We start from the raw sequence: 16567 nt of genomic DNA, 5'->3' as shown, positions 1-16567 counted from the left end.
GTCCGTCAGCCGGCCGCTGTGGGGCGCATGTTGTCGGGCAGCCAGGTCGCGAGCCCGGGGAAGGCGATCAACACGAATACCATTACCACCATGATCAGGAACATCGGGAAGGCGGCCCTGGCGATGTAGTTCATCTCGTGCCGCGTCATGCCCTGCAGCACGAACAGGTTGAAGCCGATCGGCGGCGTGATCTGCGCCATTTCCACGACGACGACGATGAAGATGCCGAACCAGATGATGTCGATCCCCGCCGCGCGCACCATCGGCTCCACCACGGCAATCGTCAGCACTACCGAGGAGATGCCGTCGAGGAAGCAGCCGATGACGATGTAGAAGACGAGCAGCACCATCAAGAGCTCGAACCGCGACAGCTGCATGGAGCCGATCCACTCGGCCAGATGCCGCGGCAGGCCGGTGAAGCCCATCGACAGCGACAGGAAGGCCGCACCGGCCAGGATGAGCGCGATCATTGCCGAGGTGCGGGTCGCGCCGAGCAGGCTCTCGGTGAAGGTCGCCCATGTCAGCGAGCCCTGCGCGGCGGCCAGCACCAGCGCGCCAACCACGCCGATCGCTGCGGCTTCGGTGGCGGTGGCGAAACCGAGATACATCGAGCCGATGACGGCCATGATCAGGAGCAGCACCGGGATGAGAAAGCGCGAGTTCGCCACCCGCTCGGCAAAGCTCATCGCCGGCTCGGGGTCGGGCCGGTAATCGGGCGAAAAGCGCGACACGGCAACGACATAGAGCATGAACATCGAAGCCAGCACGAGGCCGGGCACGATGCCGGCGATGAACAGCTTGGTGATGGATTCGTTGATCGTCACGCCATAGACGATCAGCGTCAGCGAGGGCGGGATCATCAGGCCGAGCGTGGCGGCGCCGGCCAGCGTGCCGATGACGTGCTTTTCGGGATAGTTGCGCTTGCGCAGCTCCGGGATCGACATCTTGCCGACGGTGGTCAGCGTCGCCGCCGACGAGCCGGAGACGGCCGCGAACACGGTGCAGCCGACGATGTTGGTGTGCAGCAGGCCGCCGGGCAGCTTCGCCATCCAGGGCGACAGGCCCTTGAACATGTCCTCCGACAGCCGCGTCCGGAACAGGATCTCGCCCATCCAGATGAACAGCGGCAGCGCCGTCAGCGTCCAGGACGAGGCCGAGCGCCAGATGACGGTCATCATCGCGTCGCCGGCCGGCCGCGTGGTGAAGAGCTCCATGCCCACGAAGGCGACGCCGAGCAGGGCCAGCCCCACCCAGACGCCGGTGCCGAGCAGGAGAAACAGGACGAAGAGGAAGATGCCGATCGGGAGTAGCTGTTCCACCGCGCCTACTCCGCCGCGTCTTCGATCGCCGAGGCGCGGATGTTGTCCCGGCCGCGGGCGATGAGGGTGATCAGATTGTCGGCGAAACAGACGGCCAGCAGGATCGCGCCGGCCGCCATCGGCAGCTGCGGGATCCAGATCGGCGTCGCGTCCTGGCCCTGGCTGATGTCGTTGAACCGGATCGACAGGTGCACCGTTCGCACCGCGTACCAGGCGAGATAGCAGCTCGCCGCCGTGCCGATCGCCAGGCCCCAGAGCTCGCCCCAGAAGCGGAACCGCCCGAGCGCGCCGAGCAGCAGGCTGACGCGGATGTGCGCGCCGTGGTTCAGCGCATGCGCGAAGGCGAGGAAGGAGGCCGCCGCCATCAGGTAGCCGGCATATTCGGAGGATCCGTGAAACGGAATGCCGGTCCACCGCGAGGCCATCTGGAGAACGATGACCGCCAGGATGAGCACCAGGCAGAGGGCCGCGAGCATGGCGGCAAGATCGTAGACCGCGTCGAGCGCGCGGCGGATTGCGGAAGCCATGTCGGTACCCCGGTTGGAATGGGCGATCCGGCCCGCGCCCTGAAGCCCGGGCCGGATCGCGTCATGGAAAACCGCGGGCGGTTACTTCGCCTTGTAGGCGTCGATGATGGCCTTGCCGTCGTCGCCGGCTGCCTTCACCCATTCGTCCGTCATGGTCGCGCCGAAGGCGGCGAGGTCGGACCGCAGCTGTTCGCTTGGACCGGCAACCTTCATGCCGTTGTCGGCCAGCGTCTTCAGGTAGCCGGCGGTCAGCTCCTCCGACTTCGTGGCGCCGCGCTCGGCGGCGGCAGCGCCGCAGTCCATCACGGCCGTGCGGGTGGCCTCGTCGAGCGCCGCGAAGGCGTCCTTGTTGGCCACGATCACGTTGCGCGGCAGCCATGCCTGCACGTCGTAGAAATGCGTCAGGCTCTCCCAGACCTTCGAGTCGACGCCGGTGGAGCCCGACGAGATGAAGGCCTCGGCCACGCCCGTCGCCAGCGCCTGGCTGAGTTCGGCGGCCTCGATCTGCACCGGCGACATGCCGGCCAGTTCGGCGATGCGGGCGGTCGCGGCGTTGTAGGCGCGGAACTTGATGCCGGCCATGTCGGCCACCGCGTTCAGGTCCTTCTTGGCGTAGATGCCCTGCGGCGGCCACGGCACCGAATAGACGTAGACCAGGTTCTGGTCGGCCAGCACCTTCTCGAGCTGCGGCAATGCCGCCTCCCAGAGCTTCTTCGAATCGGCGAAGGAGGTGGCGAGGAAGGGGATCGAATCGACCCCGAACAGCGGGTTCTCGTTGGCATGGGCCGACAGCAGCCGCTCGCCGATCGGCGCCTGGCCGGTCTGCACCGCACGCTTGATGTCGGCGCCGGAGAACAGCGAGCCGCCCGGATGGGTGACGATGTCGAGCGCCCCGCCGGTGGCGTCCTTCACGCAGGCGGTGAAGGTCGTTGCGTTCTCCGAGTGGAAGTTGGTGGCCGGGTACGCCATCGGCATGTCCCAGGTTTCCGCCGTGGCGGCATTGGCGGCCATGCCGGCAAGGGCGGTGGCGGCGAGCAGTGTCTTGAAGCTCTTCATCATGGTCTTGTCTCCCATTGTTGTGGTTGCTGGATGAAGTTCCCTGTGGTCGTCTGTCCCTGTCCTATTGGAAGCGCGAAGGCGCATAGGGTGCAAGGTCAATGTTCGGGGTTCGCCCCGAAACGAGTTGCGCCAGGATGCGGCCGGTCTTCGGACCGCCCGTCAGCCCGACATGATGGTGGCCGAAGCCGAGATAGGCGCCGCGCGCGCCGGGGACCTCGCCGATGACCGGAATCGAATCGGCCGGTGCCGGCCGATGTCCCATCCATTCGGTCCTGTTCCGGAAGGTCAGGCCGGGCAGGGCGGCCGTCACGTTCTTCATCAGGAGGTCGAAGGGCGCGCGCGAGGCCGGCGCGTCGAGCCCGCCGAACTCCACGATGCCCGCCAGCCGCAGCCGTCCGTCCATCGGCGTCATCACGAACTTGCCGGAAGCGATCATCATCGGGTTGCGCGGCGTGACCGACGGCTCCCACAGCTCGACGTGATAGCCGCGCTCGCTTTCGAGCGGCACGTCGAGCCCGAGCGTCGCGCAAAGCCGCTTCGACCAGACCCCGGTGGCCAGAACGGCGGCCGCGCAGGCAATCGTCTCCCCGCCCGCCCGCACGCCGGTCACCCGCCCGTTCTCGCGCACGATGTCGGTCACCTCCCCCTTCACCAGCCGTCCGCCGCTGGCGACGACATGGGTGGCCAGATCCTGCACATAGCGTCCGGGATCGGTGATCGTGCCGTGGTTCGGGAACCTTGCGGCAAAGCCGAGAGAAGCCGACAGCGCAGGGTCGTAGTCCAGCAGCGCCGCGCCCTCGATCTCGTCCCAGGCGATGCCCCGCGCCCTGCGGATGCCCCAGCCGAAGGCATCACCCTCGTAATGGGCACGGTCCCTGTAGATGTAGACGTAGTCGGACGGTCGAACCCATCGTTCCGCACCGGTGCCGGCCGACAGCGCCTGGTGGTCGGCGAGACTGTCGCCAACGATCGGCAGCAGCGCATCGGCGATGCGGTTCACTGCCTCCGGCGTGCAATGCGCGAGATAGCGGCGCAGCCAGGGCAGGAGCCGCGGCAGGTAGGACCAATTGAGGAACAGCGGCTGGTCGGGATCAAACAGCATCCGCGGCGCCCTGGCGAGCAGGCCCGGCACGGTGACGGGCACGACCGAGGCGGAAGCCAGCACGCCGCCATTGCCGTAGCTCGTGGCGGATCCTGGCTCACCGCGGTCGATCAGGATGACGTCGTGGCCGTCGCGCTGCAGCCAGATGGCGGTCGAGACGCCGACGATGCCGGCGCCGATCACCACGATCGGACGTCTCGTCCCGCTGCTCGATCCGTCCGGACCCATGCGCTTCCCCGCGTCGGCGTTGTCGATCACGATCCTGTCACACGATGACAAATTGTCAACGTTTTATCTGTGAAGTCTCGACATCGATTTTTGCGGCGCAGTCGGAAGGCTAGCGTCCGGACGGCATTGGACCACACGGAAGTTGTTCAATGTCAGTGGCTTGCACGGCCATGCGGAATCACCGTGGCAATCGGCGTGGCTCGTTCGGCAGCATCCGCTCCACCTCGGCCCTGATCCGCACCGCCGCCTCTTCCTTCACAGGCCCGTAGCCGCGGATCTGCATCGGCAGCGCGAGCGCCTCGGCGAGGCGGGCGTGGTCGTCGCGGGTGAGGCGGTCCAGCGCCGCGTCCACCTTCGACTCGTACCAGCCGATCAGGTCCCGCTCCATGCGCCGCTCGGCCGTGTGGCCGAAGGGATCGAAGACGGTGCCGCGGAGCCGCTTCAATCGCGCCAGCACGTGGAAGGGCAGGCGGATCCAGGGGCCGAAGGCGCGCTTCAGCGGCCGCCCCCGCGCATCGTGGCCGGCCGGCAGCACGGGCGGCGCCAGATGGTGCACGATGCGGAAATCACCCTCGAACTCCTGTGCCAGCCGCTCGGCGAAGCCCGTCTGCACATGCAGCCGCGCCACCTCGTACTCGTCCTTGTAGGCCATCAGCTTGAACAACGACCGCGCCACGGCCTCCGTCAGCCGCTCGCTGCCGATCTCGCGCTCGAGCCGGCGCACGCGATCCACCGTCCGGCGGTAGCGCGCGGCGTAGCCTGCATCCTGGTAGTCGGTCAGGAAGGCCTCGCGCCGCGTCACGATCTGGTCGAGCGTCTCCTTCGCCGGCGTCTTCGGCGCCAGCAGGCCGTCCAGCCGCTCGGGCATGGCCTGCGCCACGCGCCCGGCCAGGAAGGCGCGGTGGTTGGTCTCGGTCGCCACGCCGTTGAGCTCGATCGCCTGGCCGAGTGCGGCCAGCGACACCGGCACCAGCCCCTGCTGCCAGGCGAAACCGAGCATCATCACGTTCGCAAAGACACTGTCGCCGAAGAGCTTCTCGGCGAGGTGGTTGGCGTCCACCGCCGTCAGCGCCTGCCGTCCGGTCACGCTGGCGATGGCGGAGATCCGCCGGTCGACGGCGAGGTCGGCGTCGCGCCGGCGCACGATGTCGCCGGTCGGCATCTTCGCCAGGTTCACCGCCGCCTTCATGCCCGGCCGGTAGGTCGCAGACGCCTTGGGCGAGGACGACACGACCACGTCGCAGCCGATCAACGCATCGGCCGAACAGGCATCGATCCGCACCTGATGGATCGCGTCGGGCGACCGCGCCAGCCGCACGAAGGAAAGCACGGGGCCGAACTTCTGCGCGAAGCCGGTGAAGTCGAGCACCGTCGCACCCTTCGCCTCCAGATGCGCCGCCATCGTCACCAGCTGCCCGATGGTGACGACGCCGGTGCCGCCGACGCCGGTGATCAGAAGATCGAAAGGCTTGTCGAGCGACGGCAGGTCGGGCACGGGCAGGCCGGCCGCCAGCGCTTCGAAGTCGATCCCCGCGCCGCTCTTCTTCCTGCGCGTCGCACCCTCCACCGTCACGAAACTCGGGCAGAAGCCGTTGAGACAGGACAGGTCCTTGTTGCAGGACGACTGGTTGATGCGCCGCTTGGTGCCGAATTCGGTCTCGACCGGCTCCACCGACAGGCAGTTGGATTCCACCGAACAGTCGCCGCAGCCCTCGCAGACGAGTTCGTTGATCACCGCGAAGGTCTTCGGGTTCTCCATCGTGCCGCGCTTGCGCCGCCGCCGCTTTTCGGTGGCGCAGGTCTGCTCGTAGATCAGCGCCGTGACGCCGGCGATCTCGCGCAGCTCACGCTGCACCGCGTCGAGCTCCCGGCGGTGGTGGATCGTCGTCCCAGAGGGAAAGTCGCCCGGCTGGAATTTTTCCGGCATGTCGGAGACGAGCGCGATGCGCTCCACGCCCTCCGCCCGCACCGACTGGGCGATCGCCTGCACCGAGACCGGCCCGTCCACCGGCTGGCCGCCGGTCATCGCCACGGCGTCGTTGTAGAGAATCTTGTAGGTGATGTTGGCGCCGGCCGCGACCGCCTGGCGGATCGCCATCGAGCCGGAGTGGTACCAGGTGCCTTCGCCGAGGTTCTGGAACACGTGACCCTTGCCGGTGAAGCGCGAGGAGGCCGCCCAGTTCACGCCTTCGCCGCCCATCTGGATCAGCGACGTCGTCTCCCGGTCCATCCAGCTTGCCATGAAGTGGCAGCCGATGCCGGCCAGCGCCTTCGAGCCTTCGGGCACCTTGGTCGAGGTGTTGTGCGGGCAGCCCGAGCAGAAATAGGGCGTGCGCGTCGCGCCCGGCACCGAGATCGCCGGAATGGTCTCGCCGCCGATCTCCGCCGCCCGTTCCGCAAAGCCCCGGCCGGGAAACAGCCCTTCGAGCCGCTTCGCCACGATCGGCACGAGCAGCCGCGGCGACAATTCGCCCGTCCACGGCACCAGCCGGTCGCCCGTCTCGTCGCGCTTGCCCACCATCACGCGCGGCTTGTGGCCGGGCCAGTCGTAGAAATATTCCTTCAGCTGGCTCTCGATGATTCCGCGCTTCTCCTCGAGGACCAGCACCTCCTCCTTGCCGCGCACGAAATCGAGCGCGTCGCGCCGCGCCAGCGGCCAGACCATGCCAACCTTGTAGACGTCGATGCCGAGGTCGCGGCACTCCGCCTCGCCGATGCCCAGCAGCCTGAGCGCTTCCATCAGGTCGAGATGGCCCTTGCCGGTGGTGACGATGCCGAAGCGGGCGTCCCCGATGTCGTGGAGGGGGCGGTCGATCGGGTTTGCCTCGGCGAAGGCGAAGACGGCCTGCTTCTTGGCCTCCATCCGCTCCTCGATCTGCGGGCCGGGGAGATCCGGCCAGCGATAGTGCAGCCCGCCGGCAGGCGGCGTGAAGTCGGGCACCGCAAAGACGCGATCGGGCGCAAGCTCCACCGAGGCCGCGGACTCGACCGTCTCCGAAATCGCCTTGAACCCGACCCACATGCCGGAAAAGCGCGACAGCGCGTAGCCCCACGCTCCGAAGGCGAGATACTCGGCCACGCTCGCCGGGTTCAGCGTCGGCATGAACCAGGCCATGAAGGCGACGTCCGACTGGTGCGGCATCGAGGACGAGACGCAGCCATGGTCGTCGCCCGCCACCACCAGCACGCCGCCATGCGGCGAGGAGCCGTAGGCATTGCCGTGCTTCAGCGCGTCGCCGGCGCGGTCGACGCCCGGTCCCTTGCCGTACCACAGCGCGAACACGCCATCGACGGTGCGGTTCGGATCGATCTCGACCTGCTGCGACCCGAGCACCGCCGTGGCCGCCAGATCCTCGTTGACGGCGGGCAGGAACTCGATCCGGTTCTCCTCCACCAGCTTTTTCGAGCGCCAGAGCTCGAGGTCGAGCCCGCCCAAAGGCGAGCCGCGATAGCCCGAAACGAAGCCGGCGGTGTTGAGGCCTGCCGCCCGGTCGCGCCGCGCCTGGTCGAGGACGACGCGCACCAGCGCCTGCGTGCCGGTCATGAACACGCGGCCCGCCGGCTGCGTGTAGCGGTCCTGCAGGCGATAGCGGGACAGATCGCGGATGGGGTCGTGTGCCGTCATGGGACCTCCCATTGGGTATCCGGATCATTTTACCCGTCGACGATCGGAAAAAGTCACCAGAATGGTCGCCGTACGGCTCGTCTGCGAAACGTTCAGCCGCTATATCCCACCCAGATGGTGAAAATTCTCGGAGAAGGTCTTCTTCATGGACGAGATCGGCGACGCGGACCGGCGCATCCTCAACGCCCTGCAGGCCGACAGCCGCTTGTCGAACCAGCAACTCGCCGAGATCGCCGGCATGTCGGCTTCGGCCTGCTGGCGGCGGGTGAAGGCGCTGGAGGATGCCGGCATCATCCGCCGCTATTGCGCCATCGTCGATCCGGCGCGCATCGGCAGGACATTCCATGCCATCGTCCACGTCACGCTGACGCGCCATGACGGGCGGAACGTCGAGACCTTCATCGCCGAGGTGCGCCGCCGCCCCGAGGTGCTCGACTGCCATGCCACCACCGGCGAGGCGGACTACCATTTGCGCGTCGTCTGCGCCGACCTCGCCGCCTACAACGAGTTTCTCGAACGATTCCTGTTCCGCCTGCCCGGCGTCGCCACAGTGCGCACCAATCTGGTGCTGAAGGAGATCAAGCAGGAGACGGCGATCGCGCTGTGACGTCGCCCGGCTCGGCGACACGTCTTGCGTAAGAAAGGGGGCGGTCGCATCTGCGAACCGCCCCGAGGTTGCGGAGAGCGTTCAGCTGCCGGAGATGGCGCCCGCGATGGTCTCGGCATTGTGGCGCATCAGGTCGATATAGGTGCCGGCCGGGCCGTCGGCATCCGACAGCGCGTCCGAATAGAGCGTGCCGCCGATCGTCAGCTTGGTCTCGCTGGCGATCTGCTCGATCAGCCGCGTGTTGGTGATGTTCTCGACGAAGACGGCCGACGCCTTGTCCTCGCGGATCTGGCGGATCAGCGCGGCGACATCGGTGGCCGACGCCTCCGCCTCGGTGGAGATCCCCTCCGGCGCCAGGAAGGTGATGCCGTAGGTGGCGGCGAAATAGCCGAAGGCGTCGTGGGAGGTGATCACCCTGCGCTTGTCTTGCGGGATCGAGCCGATGATCGCGCGGATTTCGGCATCGAGCGCGTCGAGCCTGGCCGTGTAGGTGGCGGCGTTCTGGCGATAGCCGTCGCAGCCCGCCGGATCATGGTCGCAGAAGGCATCGGCGATGTTGCGCACATAGATCGTCACGTTCGGCACCGACTGGAAGGCATGCGGATCGACGCCGCCCTCGTGTTCATGGCCATGTCCGGCCTCGTCATGGTCGTGCCCGTCCGCCGCTTCCTTCGCGTGGTCGTCCTCGCCCTCGGCGTGGTCGTGCCCGTGGTCGTCGGCCTTGGCCTCTTCCCCATCGCCGTCCTCGTGATGGTGACCGTCCTCGTCCATCGCGATCGGCGTCACGCCGCGCGTCAGTTCCACGACCGGCACGTCCTTGCCGCTGGCCTCCGTCAGCCGCGACAGGAAGCCTTCGAAATGCAGGCCGTTGATCAGGACGACGTCGGCCCTTGCGACGGCGGCTGCATCGGCCGGCCGCGGCTCGTAGACATGCGCGTCGCCGTTGGGACCGACCAATGTGGTCAGCTCGATCCGGTCGCCGCCGACGTTGCGGGCGAGATCGCCGATGATGGAAAAGCTGGCGACCACCTTCAGCGGCTCGGCGGCCGCGCCGGAATGCATGGCCGGGGCGAGGAAGACCGAGCCCGCGAGGGCAAGCATGAACGAACGCATCTCGTGCTCCTTGTACGACTGCGCCGGGCCATCCGCGCGGGGGGAGGAGAGGGGACCGCTCCGGCCCCTCCGACATAGTGTAATGTTATTACATTCGTCAAGGGGTTCGTCGGCGCGCTCCTGCCTCTGCGGCAGGGCGCGCGCCGCGCGCGGCCGCCCGGTTGTGCTTTACAAACGAAATTCGCCCTTCCAATATCGCGCCACGGTTTCCGCCGCAGGTCCGGCGTGCGGGAACGGCAGTCCGGAACCCGGACAGACATTCACGGACATATGGGAGAGAATCTTCATGCGTAACGCGTTTCGCAGCCTGATCGCCGCGACCGTCGCGACGACGGCGCTCGTCGCGGCCGGTGCCGCACAGGCCGAGGACGTCAAGCTCGGCTTCCTCGGCGGCTTCACCGGCCCGATCGAAAGCCTCGTGCCGCCGATCTTCGACGCCGCGAAGCTGGCCGTCGACCACGTCAACGCCCAGGGCGGCATCCTCGACGGCCAGCTGTCGATCGTCTCGGCCGATTCCACCTGCATCGACGCCACCGCGGCCTCCAACGCCGCAGACCGAATGGTCAACGCCGAGAACGTGACGGCACTCGTCGGTCCGCTCTGCTCGGGCGAGACGATCGCGGCCGCCAACAGCGCAGCCATTCCCGGCAACGTCGTCATCGTGTCGCCGTCCGCCACCTCGCCGGCGGTGACCGCCGTGCAGGACAACGACCTCCTGTTCCGCACCACTCCGTCGGATGCCTATTCGGGCGAGGTGCTGGCCAAGATCCTCAAGGCCAAGGGCCACGACACCATCGCGGTCACCTACGTCAACAACGACTACGGCAAGGGCTATGCCGACGCGCTGAAGTCGTCCTTCGAGGCGCTTGGCGGCACGGTCGCGGCCAACGAGGCGCATGAGGACGGCAAGGCCGACTACCGCGCCGAAATCGGTTCGCTCGCCTCGTCGGGCGCCGACATGCTGGTCGTGCTCGCCTATGTCGACGGCTCGGGCCAGACCATCGTCCGCCAGGCGCTGGAGAGCGGCGACTTCGCCAACTTCGCCGGCGGTGACGGCATGGTCGGCGATAGCCTCGTCACCGCCATCGGCGAAGGCAAGCTCGACGGCTTCATCGGCACCAAGATCGGCCGCGCCGAGACCCCGGGCACGTCGCTCTATGCCGACCTCGCCAAAGCGGGCGGCATCGATCCCGAGGCCTCCTTCGGCCCGCAGTCCTACGACGCCGCCTTCCTGCTCGCGCTCGCGATCCAGAAGAATGGCTCGGCCGGTCGCGAGGGCCTGAGCGCGGCGCTGCGCGAAGTGGCCTCCGCGCCGGGCGAGCCGATCTATCCGGGTGAATGGGAGAAGGCGAAGAAGCTCCTCGCCGAAGGCACCGACATCAACTACGAGGGCGCCTCGGGCGCGCAGGAGTTCGACGCCGCCGGCGACGTTCCGGGCGTCATCATCGAGATGGTCGTCGAGGGCAAGGGCTTCAAGGAAGTCGGCGAAGTCAAGTAAGGCCTGGCTTGCGGACGAGACAGAAGGCCCGGGCGGGCGACCGCCCGGGCCTTTCCTTTGGGAAGTGCAGTGCTGTCGAAGGTCGTCAGCCCTGGTCGGGGTCGACGATCTCTCTGAAGCGCTTGATCTCGGCCTCCATCCTTTCTGCGATGTCACGCGCCGCCCGCAAGGATGGCGCGGCGAGACCGGGGTCGAAGCGGTCGTACCCGTGCGCGGCGATGTGGCGGAAGCGCCGCGTCTCCTGCAGCGCCGCCGCAGTCTCGCGCGAAAGGACGGCCGGCCGTTTTCGGCTGCCCTCCATCGGCCGAGCCAGCCTCAGGATCAGCGTCTCGTGCCAGTCCTCTCCGGTCGGCCGCTCCTCGCCGAGGATGTCCAGGATGCGCTTGAGCGCGGCTTCCGCCGACGTATGTCCTGCCTGCATGGCATGCATCATCGCCATCGAAGCCATGTAGCCTTCGAGACCCGGCGCATCGAAGCCGCCGCGCTCGTAGAGTTCGAGCGAATTGCGGAAATGCAGGACCGCGGAATGGCAGGCGGCTCCGACGTCCGACCAGCGTGCGTCGCTCATGCGATCACGATCGAGCACGACTTCACGCGATCGACGAAAGCCGGCGAGGCGTAGGCCGTCGTCAGGATGTCGACGGCGATGCGGTGGCGTCGTCCGGCTTCTTCCGCATGCTCCCATGCCGCACGTTCGAAGGCTGGAGGAACGTCGATGAGGATGTCGACATCGCTGTTGTAGCGCAGCCTGTCTTCGGCAACCGAACCGAACACGTAGAACCGGCCGCCGTGCGCTCTGACGAAATCCCGGAGATCCTCGATGACCGCAGCGGCCGCCTGACGACGACGCTCTGTCTCTCTGGCCTTCCGCTCCGGAACCGTGACGATGCTGGACATGATGGTTCCTGCTATGCTCCCGGCCAAAAAAATAGCCGAGCCGGGCAGTCGCGGCAAGCGACCACCTTCGACGCCACGTCACCACCTTCTTCGCCAGCAGCCCCTCCGGCGCGAAGCACGGTACCGGCGTGATCGTCGCGGGCCCGGTCCGGCGACCGTTGCAGCCACGCCGCGATGCCGCTGCGAAAGCCGCCGGGCGCAACGATCCGATGGACGTTCAGCCGGAAGCCTGCTTATGATCCGGCCACCGTGATCGGGGCATGGCCATGGCAAAGACGTTCGATTCCGTAGACACTTACCTTGAATCGCTTCCCGACCTCCCGCGCTCGATCATGGGCCGGATCAGGGAACTGATCGCCGCAGCCGCCCCCGGTGCGCAGGAGGCGATCCGCTATGGCATGCCCACCGCTCTGCTCGAAGGGTCCAGCATCGTCTATTATGCCGCCTGGAAGAAGCATGTCGGCCTCTATCCGGTCTACCGCGGCTCCGCCGACTTCGAGGAGAAGGTCGCGCCGTGGCGGGACTGGAAGGACACGGTCCGCTTCCCGCTGGGAACCGAGGTGCCCTTCGACGTCATCGAGATGATCGTTGCCGCCCAGGTCGCCCGCCTGCGCCGGGAGCGCGAGCCGGCCTGACCCGCGCGCTGTGCTGCGTCAGTCGTACTTGACCACCTTCTCCGGCAAGAGACCCTTCGGCGCGAAGCGCAGCACCAGCGTGATCGTCAGCCCGATGACGAAGACGCGCATCTGCAGGGCGCGGGTGTAGAGGTCGGACGGCGCCTCCCATCCGAACAGGCTTTCGCCCCACTGTTCGGCGGTGGTGAACAGGAACACCGCCACCGGCTCCGACATGATCCAGATGACGTAGACCAGCAGCGCGCCGAAGATGGCGCCGAGATTGTTGCCGGCGCCGCCGAGGATCACCATCACCCAGATCAGGAAGGTGTGGTTGAGCGGCGCGAAGGATGACGGGTCGAAGATCGTCGTGAAGGTGATCAGCGCCGCGCCGCCGAGCCCGATGATGAAGTTGCCGACGATGAACATCTCCAGCCGGCGCCGGTTGATGTCCTTGCCCATGGCCGCTGCCGAGACCTCGTTGTCGCGGATCGCCCGCATCATCCGGCCCCAGGGCGAATGCCACGCCCGCTCCAGCAGCACGTAGAGCACGACGATCATCACCGCCGTCACCGCCAGGTAGGCGGAGCGCGAAGCGACGAAGCCGAGTTCCTGCGGCGTCGGCACCGGCCAGGGCAGGGGAGAGACGGTCAGCGTGCCGCGCGTCAGCCAGTCGGCGTTCTTGAGGAAAGCCTTGACGATCTCGGCGATGCCGAGCGTGGCAATCGCCATATAGTCGGCCCTGAGCCCGAGCGTGATGCGCCCCATCGCCCAGCCGAGCAGCCCGGCCACAAGCCCGCCGGCCACCCACCCCATCCACACCGGCAGGCCGAGGCCGCCGACGAAGCCCGCCTCCCGCTCGATCAGCGTCGCGGCCGGATCGAGCTGGCCCTGCACCGCGAGATAGGTGATCGCGGCGGCCACCAGCGTCAGCGCCGTGCGCAGGCCCTTCGGCAGGCCGATCCGGGTCGAGCGCGACAAAAGGATCGTCACGGCGACGCCGATCACGAGGGTCAGCGCGACCTGGCCGAGCATCACCGGCCCGTCGCCCTGCCAGAAGGCGTCGTTGACCGGGAAGGAGACGAGCACCGTGGTGAAGGCGGCGATCGCCACGAAGCCCATCAGGCCGACGTTGAACAGGCCCGCATAGCCCCACTGGATGGTGAGGCCGAGCGCGATGATGGCGTAGCAGGCGGCTTCCGCCAGCATCCGCACCCCATAGGCGGCGCCGAGCCAGGCGAAGATGCCGGCGACGAGGAGGGCAAGTCCGGCGAAGAGGCCGGCTTCGCGCAGCGACGGGCTCAAATGTTGACCCTCCCCTTGAAGATGCCGGTCGGCCGCCAGATCAGCACCGCGACCAGGATGAAGAAGGGCACGACGATCTTGTATTCGGTCGGCACGAAGGCGAGCTTGGCCGGGATCTCGATGAACTCGGGCAGGTAGGGCCGCAGCGGACGCAGCAGCACCGACCAGTTGAACACCGCCAGCGTCTCGCTGAAGCCGACGAGCAGCCCGCCGGCGATCGCCCCGTAGGGCTGCCCGACGCCGCCGACGATGGCGGCCGCGAAGATCGGCAGGATGATGTTGTAGGAGAGGTCCGGCTTCAGCGTCACGTCGAGCGCGAGCAGCGTGCCGCCGGCCGCCGCGAGTGCCCCCGCGATCAGCCAGGTGGTGCGCACCACGTGGTCGATCGAGATGCCCGAGACGCGCGCGAGATCCGGATTGTCGGAGACGGCACGCATCGCCTTGCCCATGCGCGAGCGGGTGAGAAACAGGTGCAGCGCCACGACCGCGACGATCGTGGTGGCGAAGAGCAGCAGCTGCGGCTCGGTGATCACGAGGTCGCGGCCGCCGAGCGGGATGCGGTAGATGTCCTTGGCGTCGGTGTCGACATAGAGCTGGCGCGTGCCGGTTCCCGCGAAGAGCCGCAGCAGCCCCTGCATCATCAGCATGACGCCGATCGAGGTCATGACCATGACGACGGGCTTCACCCCGGCCTTTCGCATCGGCCGGTAGAACGTCCGGTCGAGACCGACCGCGAAGAGCGCGGTGACCGCCATGGCGATCGGCATCAGCACGAAGGCCGTCGGCAGCCCGACCGCAGCACCTGCGCCGGGGAAAATCCACAGCAGCACCAGCGCCACGAAGGCGCCGGCCGTCATCATGTCGCCATGCGGAAAATGCGCGAAGCGCAGGATGCCGAAGATCAGCGTCACCCCGACGGCGCCGAGCGCGTAGACCGAGCCGATGATGAAACCGGCGATGACGACCTTGTTCAGGAAGAACACGATCTCGTTCATCGGCAGGATGGCGAGCAGCCCGGCCTCAGGCATGGTCGGCTCCTCCGCCGAGAAAGCTCTTCGCCACGTCCGGATCGGCGAGCAGCTCCGCGCCGGTGCCGGTGAAGCGGTTCTGGCCCCCGGCCAGCACGAAGCCCCGATGCGCCAGCGCCAGCGCCTGGCGGGCGTTCTGCTCCACCATCAGGATGCCGACGCCTGCCTTGTTGACCGCGATGATGCGGTCGAAGATCTCGCCCATGTAGCGCGGCGACAGCCCGGCGGTCGGCTCGTCCAGCAGCAGCAGCCGCGGCTCCGTCATCAGCGCGCGGCCGATCGCCACCATCTGGCGCTGTCCGCCCGACAGTTCGCCGGCCGGCTGGCGGCGCTTGTCCTTCAGCGGCGGGAAGAAGCCGTAGACCTGGTCGATCAGGTGGCGGAAGCCGTCGCGGCGCACATAGGCGCCCATCTCCAGGTTCTCCTCCACCGACATGGTCGGAAACACGTTGAACTCCTGCGGCACGTAGGACAGGCCTTCCAGCACCAGCTTCTCCGGCGCCATGTTGGTGACCGTCCTGCCGTCGAAGACGACGCTGCCCTCGCCGACCTTCAAGAGCCCGAACAGCGCCTTCAGCGTCGTCGACTTGCCGGCGCCGTTGGGGCCGACGATGACGCCGATCTGGTCTGCATCGATGGCGATCGACACGCCGTTGAGGATGTTGGCGCCGCCATATCCGCCATGGATGTTGGTCATCTCGAGCAGGGGCATCAGTTCGCCTCCGCGGCCGGCGAGCCGCCGAAATAGGCCTCGATCACTTCCGGATCGTTGCGGATCTGCGACATCGGCCCCTGCATCATGACGCTGCCCGCCGCCATCACGATGACGGGGTCGCAGAGCCTGGCGATCAGGTCCATGTCGTGCTCGATGACGAAGAAGGTCAGGCCCTCCTCGCGGTTGAGCCGCTGCACCACGGCGGCGAGGTCGTTGAGCAGCGTCCGGTTGACGCCGGCCGCGATCTCGTCGAGCAGCACGACACGGGGCTGGGCCATCATAACGCGGCCAAGTTCGAGCAGCTTCTTCTGCCCGCCCGAGAGATTGCCCGCCCTCTCGTTCTTCACATGGCCGAGGCGGATGACGTCGATCACCTCCTCGGCGCGGCGGCGCACGTCGGCTTCCTGCGCCATCACGGCGCCGCGGCGGAAGCAGGCCGAGAACAGGCTCTCTCCGGTCTGGCCGGCCGGAACCATCATCAGGTTCTCGATCGCCGTCATGTTGGAGAAGTCCTGCGCGATCTGGAAGGTGCGCAGCAGGCCGCGCCCGAACAGCTCGTGCGCCTTCAGCCCGGTCACATCCTCGCCGTCGAGCAGGATCCGGCCGGACGAGGGGGCGAAAGCGCCCGCCACCATGTTGAACAGCGTCGTCTTGCCCGCGCCATTGGGACCGATCAGCCCGGTGATCGAACCCTTCTCGACCGACAGCGAGCAGTGGTCGACCGCAAGCACGTTGCCGAAGCGCTTCGACACGTCCTGGACGTCGATGATGGTCGGCATGCGCGCGCCGGACTCCCTTCAGCCGGGCGCGGCGCTTGCTGCGCCTGTTTTCCTCGTCCCGGATGAGCCCGGTGATAGACTGGCCCAGCGGCGCTTGACAAGGAAAAGCCGGCTTGCGCGCCTGCTTTCGGGGCTTATCCCCACGTCCCTT

Annotated in this window: 15 protein-coding genes; 3 read left to right on the top strand and 12 right to left on the bottom strand. The window is 67.5% G+C overall.

Going from position 1 to position 16567, the window contains the following annotated elements; translation table 11 throughout:
* Positions 1–5 precede the first annotated feature (5 nt).
* From N1F91_RS14360 to N1F91_RS14340, 5 genes are all read right to left on the bottom strand, one after another.
* Positions 6–1319 (bottom strand): TRAP transporter large permease subunit, encoded by a 1314-nt coding sequence (locus N1F91_RS14360; RefSeq protein WP_289993043.1) that lies wholly within the window; start codon positions 1317–1319, stop codon positions 6–8.
* Positions 1320–1324: 5 nt separating this feature from the next.
* Entirely contained in the window at positions 1325–1846 is a 522-nt protein-coding gene (locus N1F91_RS14355) for a TRAP transporter small permease (RefSeq protein ID WP_289993041.1), read from the bottom strand.
* A gap of 81 nt (positions 1847–1927) precedes the next feature.
* A complete protein-coding gene (locus N1F91_RS14350; protein ID WP_354670544.1) occupies positions 1928–2905 on the bottom strand; it encodes a TRAP transporter substrate-binding protein in 978 nt (325 codons plus the stop codon).
* Between the two features lie 61 nt (positions 2906–2966).
* Positions 2967–4265, bottom strand: a complete 1299-nt coding sequence (locus N1F91_RS14345; RefSeq protein ID WP_289993040.1) for an FAD-dependent oxidoreductase — start codon at positions 4263–4265, stop codon at positions 2967–2969.
* A 148-nt stretch (positions 4266–4413) separates the two neighbouring features.
* Complete coding sequence (locus N1F91_RS14340; RefSeq protein ID WP_289993039.1) at positions 4414–7860, bottom strand: indolepyruvate ferredoxin oxidoreductase family protein; 3447 nt, start codon at positions 7858–7860, stop codon at positions 4414–4416.
* Between the two features lie 145 nt (positions 7861–8005).
* On the opposite strand from N1F91_RS14340, the gene N1F91_RS14335 reads away from it, so the two are divergent.
* Positions 8006–8467 (top strand): Lrp/AsnC family transcriptional regulator, encoded by a 462-nt coding sequence (locus N1F91_RS14335; RefSeq protein WP_289993037.1) that lies wholly within the window; start codon positions 8006–8008, stop codon positions 8465–8467.
* Positions 8468–8548: 81 nt separating this feature from the next.
* On the opposite strand, the gene aztC is transcribed toward N1F91_RS14335, so the two are convergent.
* Positions 8549–9580 (bottom strand): zinc ABC transporter substrate-binding protein AztC, encoded by a 1032-nt coding sequence (aztC, locus tag N1F91_RS14330; protein ID WP_289993035.1) that lies wholly within the window; start codon positions 9578–9580, stop codon positions 8549–8551.
* A gap of 286 nt (positions 9581–9866) precedes the next feature.
* Between aztC and N1F91_RS14325 the strand changes: the two genes are divergently transcribed.
* The gene (locus N1F91_RS14325; protein ID WP_289993033.1) at positions 9867–11078 is read left to right on the top strand and encodes an ABC transporter substrate-binding protein; all 1212 of its coding nucleotides are present in this window, start codon (positions 9867–9869) and stop codon (positions 11076–11078) included.
* Between the two features lie 85 nt (positions 11079–11163).
* On the opposite strand, the gene N1F91_RS14320 is transcribed toward N1F91_RS14325, so the two are convergent.
* Positions 11164–11646 (bottom strand): hypothetical protein, encoded by a 483-nt coding sequence (locus tag N1F91_RS14320; RefSeq protein ID WP_289993031.1) that lies wholly within the window; start codon positions 11644–11646, stop codon positions 11164–11166.
* Positions 11643–12032: a nucleotidyltransferase domain-containing protein gene (locus N1F91_RS14315; protein WP_289993029.1), complete on the bottom strand. Its 390-nt coding sequence runs from the start codon at positions 12030–12032 to the stop codon at positions 11643–11645. The genes N1F91_RS14320 and N1F91_RS14315 overlap by 4 nt, the downstream gene beginning before the upstream one ends.
* A gap of 209 nt (positions 12033–12241) precedes the next feature.
* Here N1F91_RS14315 and N1F91_RS14310 point away from each other — a divergent pair, with 209 nt between their 5' ends.
* Positions 12242–12610: a DUF1801 domain-containing protein gene (locus N1F91_RS14310; RefSeq protein WP_289993028.1), complete on the top strand. Its 369-nt coding sequence runs from the start codon at positions 12242–12244 to the stop codon at positions 12608–12610.
* A gap of 18 nt (positions 12611–12628) precedes the next feature.
* On the opposite strand, the gene N1F91_RS14305 is transcribed toward N1F91_RS14310, so the two are convergent.
* Genes N1F91_RS14305 through N1F91_RS14290 form a run of 4 tightly spaced genes read right to left on the bottom strand, consistent with a single transcriptional unit; the run spans position 12629 to position 16416 of the window.
* Positions 12629–13894, bottom strand: a complete 1266-nt coding sequence (locus tag N1F91_RS14305; RefSeq protein ID WP_289993027.1) for a branched-chain amino acid ABC transporter permease — start codon at positions 13892–13894, stop codon at positions 12629–12631.
* A complete protein-coding gene (locus N1F91_RS14300) occupies positions 13891–14922 on the bottom strand; it encodes a branched-chain amino acid ABC transporter permease (RefSeq protein WP_289993026.1) in 1032 nt (343 codons plus the stop codon). The genes N1F91_RS14305 and N1F91_RS14300 overlap by 4 nt, the downstream gene beginning before the upstream one ends.
* On the bottom strand, positions 14915–15634 hold the full coding sequence (locus tag N1F91_RS14295; protein WP_289993025.1) for an ABC transporter ATP-binding protein: 720 nt from the start codon (positions 15632–15634) through the stop codon (positions 14915–14917). Before N1F91_RS14295 ends, N1F91_RS14300 begins: the two co-directional genes overlap by 8 nt.
* Entirely contained in the window at positions 15634–16416 is a 783-nt protein-coding gene (locus tag N1F91_RS14290) for an ABC transporter ATP-binding protein (protein WP_289993023.1), read from the bottom strand. The genes N1F91_RS14295 and N1F91_RS14290 overlap by 1 nt, the downstream gene beginning before the upstream one ends.
* Positions 16417–16567 lie beyond the last annotated feature (151 nt).

This window comes from Aquibium sp. ELW1220 (assembly GCF_030398385.1).
Taxonomy (GTDB): domain Bacteria; phylum Pseudomonadota; class Alphaproteobacteria; order Rhizobiales; family Rhizobiaceae; genus Aquibium.
Note: the sequence above shows the minus strand (reverse complement) of the source record. Positions and strands in the feature narration are given on the sequence as shown.

Excerpts from the sequence above, each read along its gene's own strand:
- N1F91_RS14355 (WP_289993041.1), bottom strand. The coding sequence starts at position 1,846 with ATGGCTTCCGCAATCCGCCGCGCGCTCGACGCGGTCTACGATCTTGCC.
- N1F91_RS14350 (WP_354670544.1), bottom strand. The coding sequence starts at position 2,905 with ATGATGAAGAGCTTCAAGACACTGCTCGCCGCCACCGCCCTTGCCGGC.
- N1F91_RS14340 (WP_289993039.1), bottom strand. The coding sequence starts at position 7,860 with ATGACGGCACACGACCCCATCCGCGATCTGTCCCGCTATCGCCTGCAG.
- N1F91_RS14335 (WP_289993037.1), top strand. The coding sequence starts at position 8,006 with ATGGACGAGATCGGCGACGCGGACCGGCGCATCCTCAACGCCCTGCAG.
- aztC (WP_289993035.1), bottom strand. The coding sequence starts at position 9,580 with ATGCGTTCGTTCATGCTTGCCCTCGCGGGCTCGGTCTTCCTCGCCCCG.
- N1F91_RS14325 (WP_289993033.1), top strand. The coding sequence starts at position 9,867 with ATGCGTAACGCGTTTCGCAGCCTGATCGCCGCGACCGTCGCGACGACG.
- N1F91_RS14320 (WP_289993031.1), bottom strand. The coding sequence starts at position 11,646 with ATGAGCGACGCACGCTGGTCGGACGTCGGAGCCGCCTGCCATTCCGCG.
- N1F91_RS14310 (WP_289993028.1), top strand. The coding sequence starts at position 12,242 with ATGGCAAAGACGTTCGATTCCGTAGACACTTACCTTGAATCGCTTCCC.
- N1F91_RS14300 (WP_289993026.1), bottom strand. The coding sequence starts at position 14,922 with ATGCCTGAGGCCGGGCTGCTCGCCATCCTGCCGATGAACGAGATCGTG.
- N1F91_RS14295 (WP_289993025.1), bottom strand. The coding sequence starts at position 15,634 with ATGCCCCTGCTCGAGATGACCAACATCCATGGCGGATATGGCGGCGCC.
- N1F91_RS14290 (WP_289993023.1), bottom strand. The coding sequence starts at position 16,416 with ATGCCGACCATCATCGACGTCCAGGACGTGTCGAAGCGCTTCGGCAAC.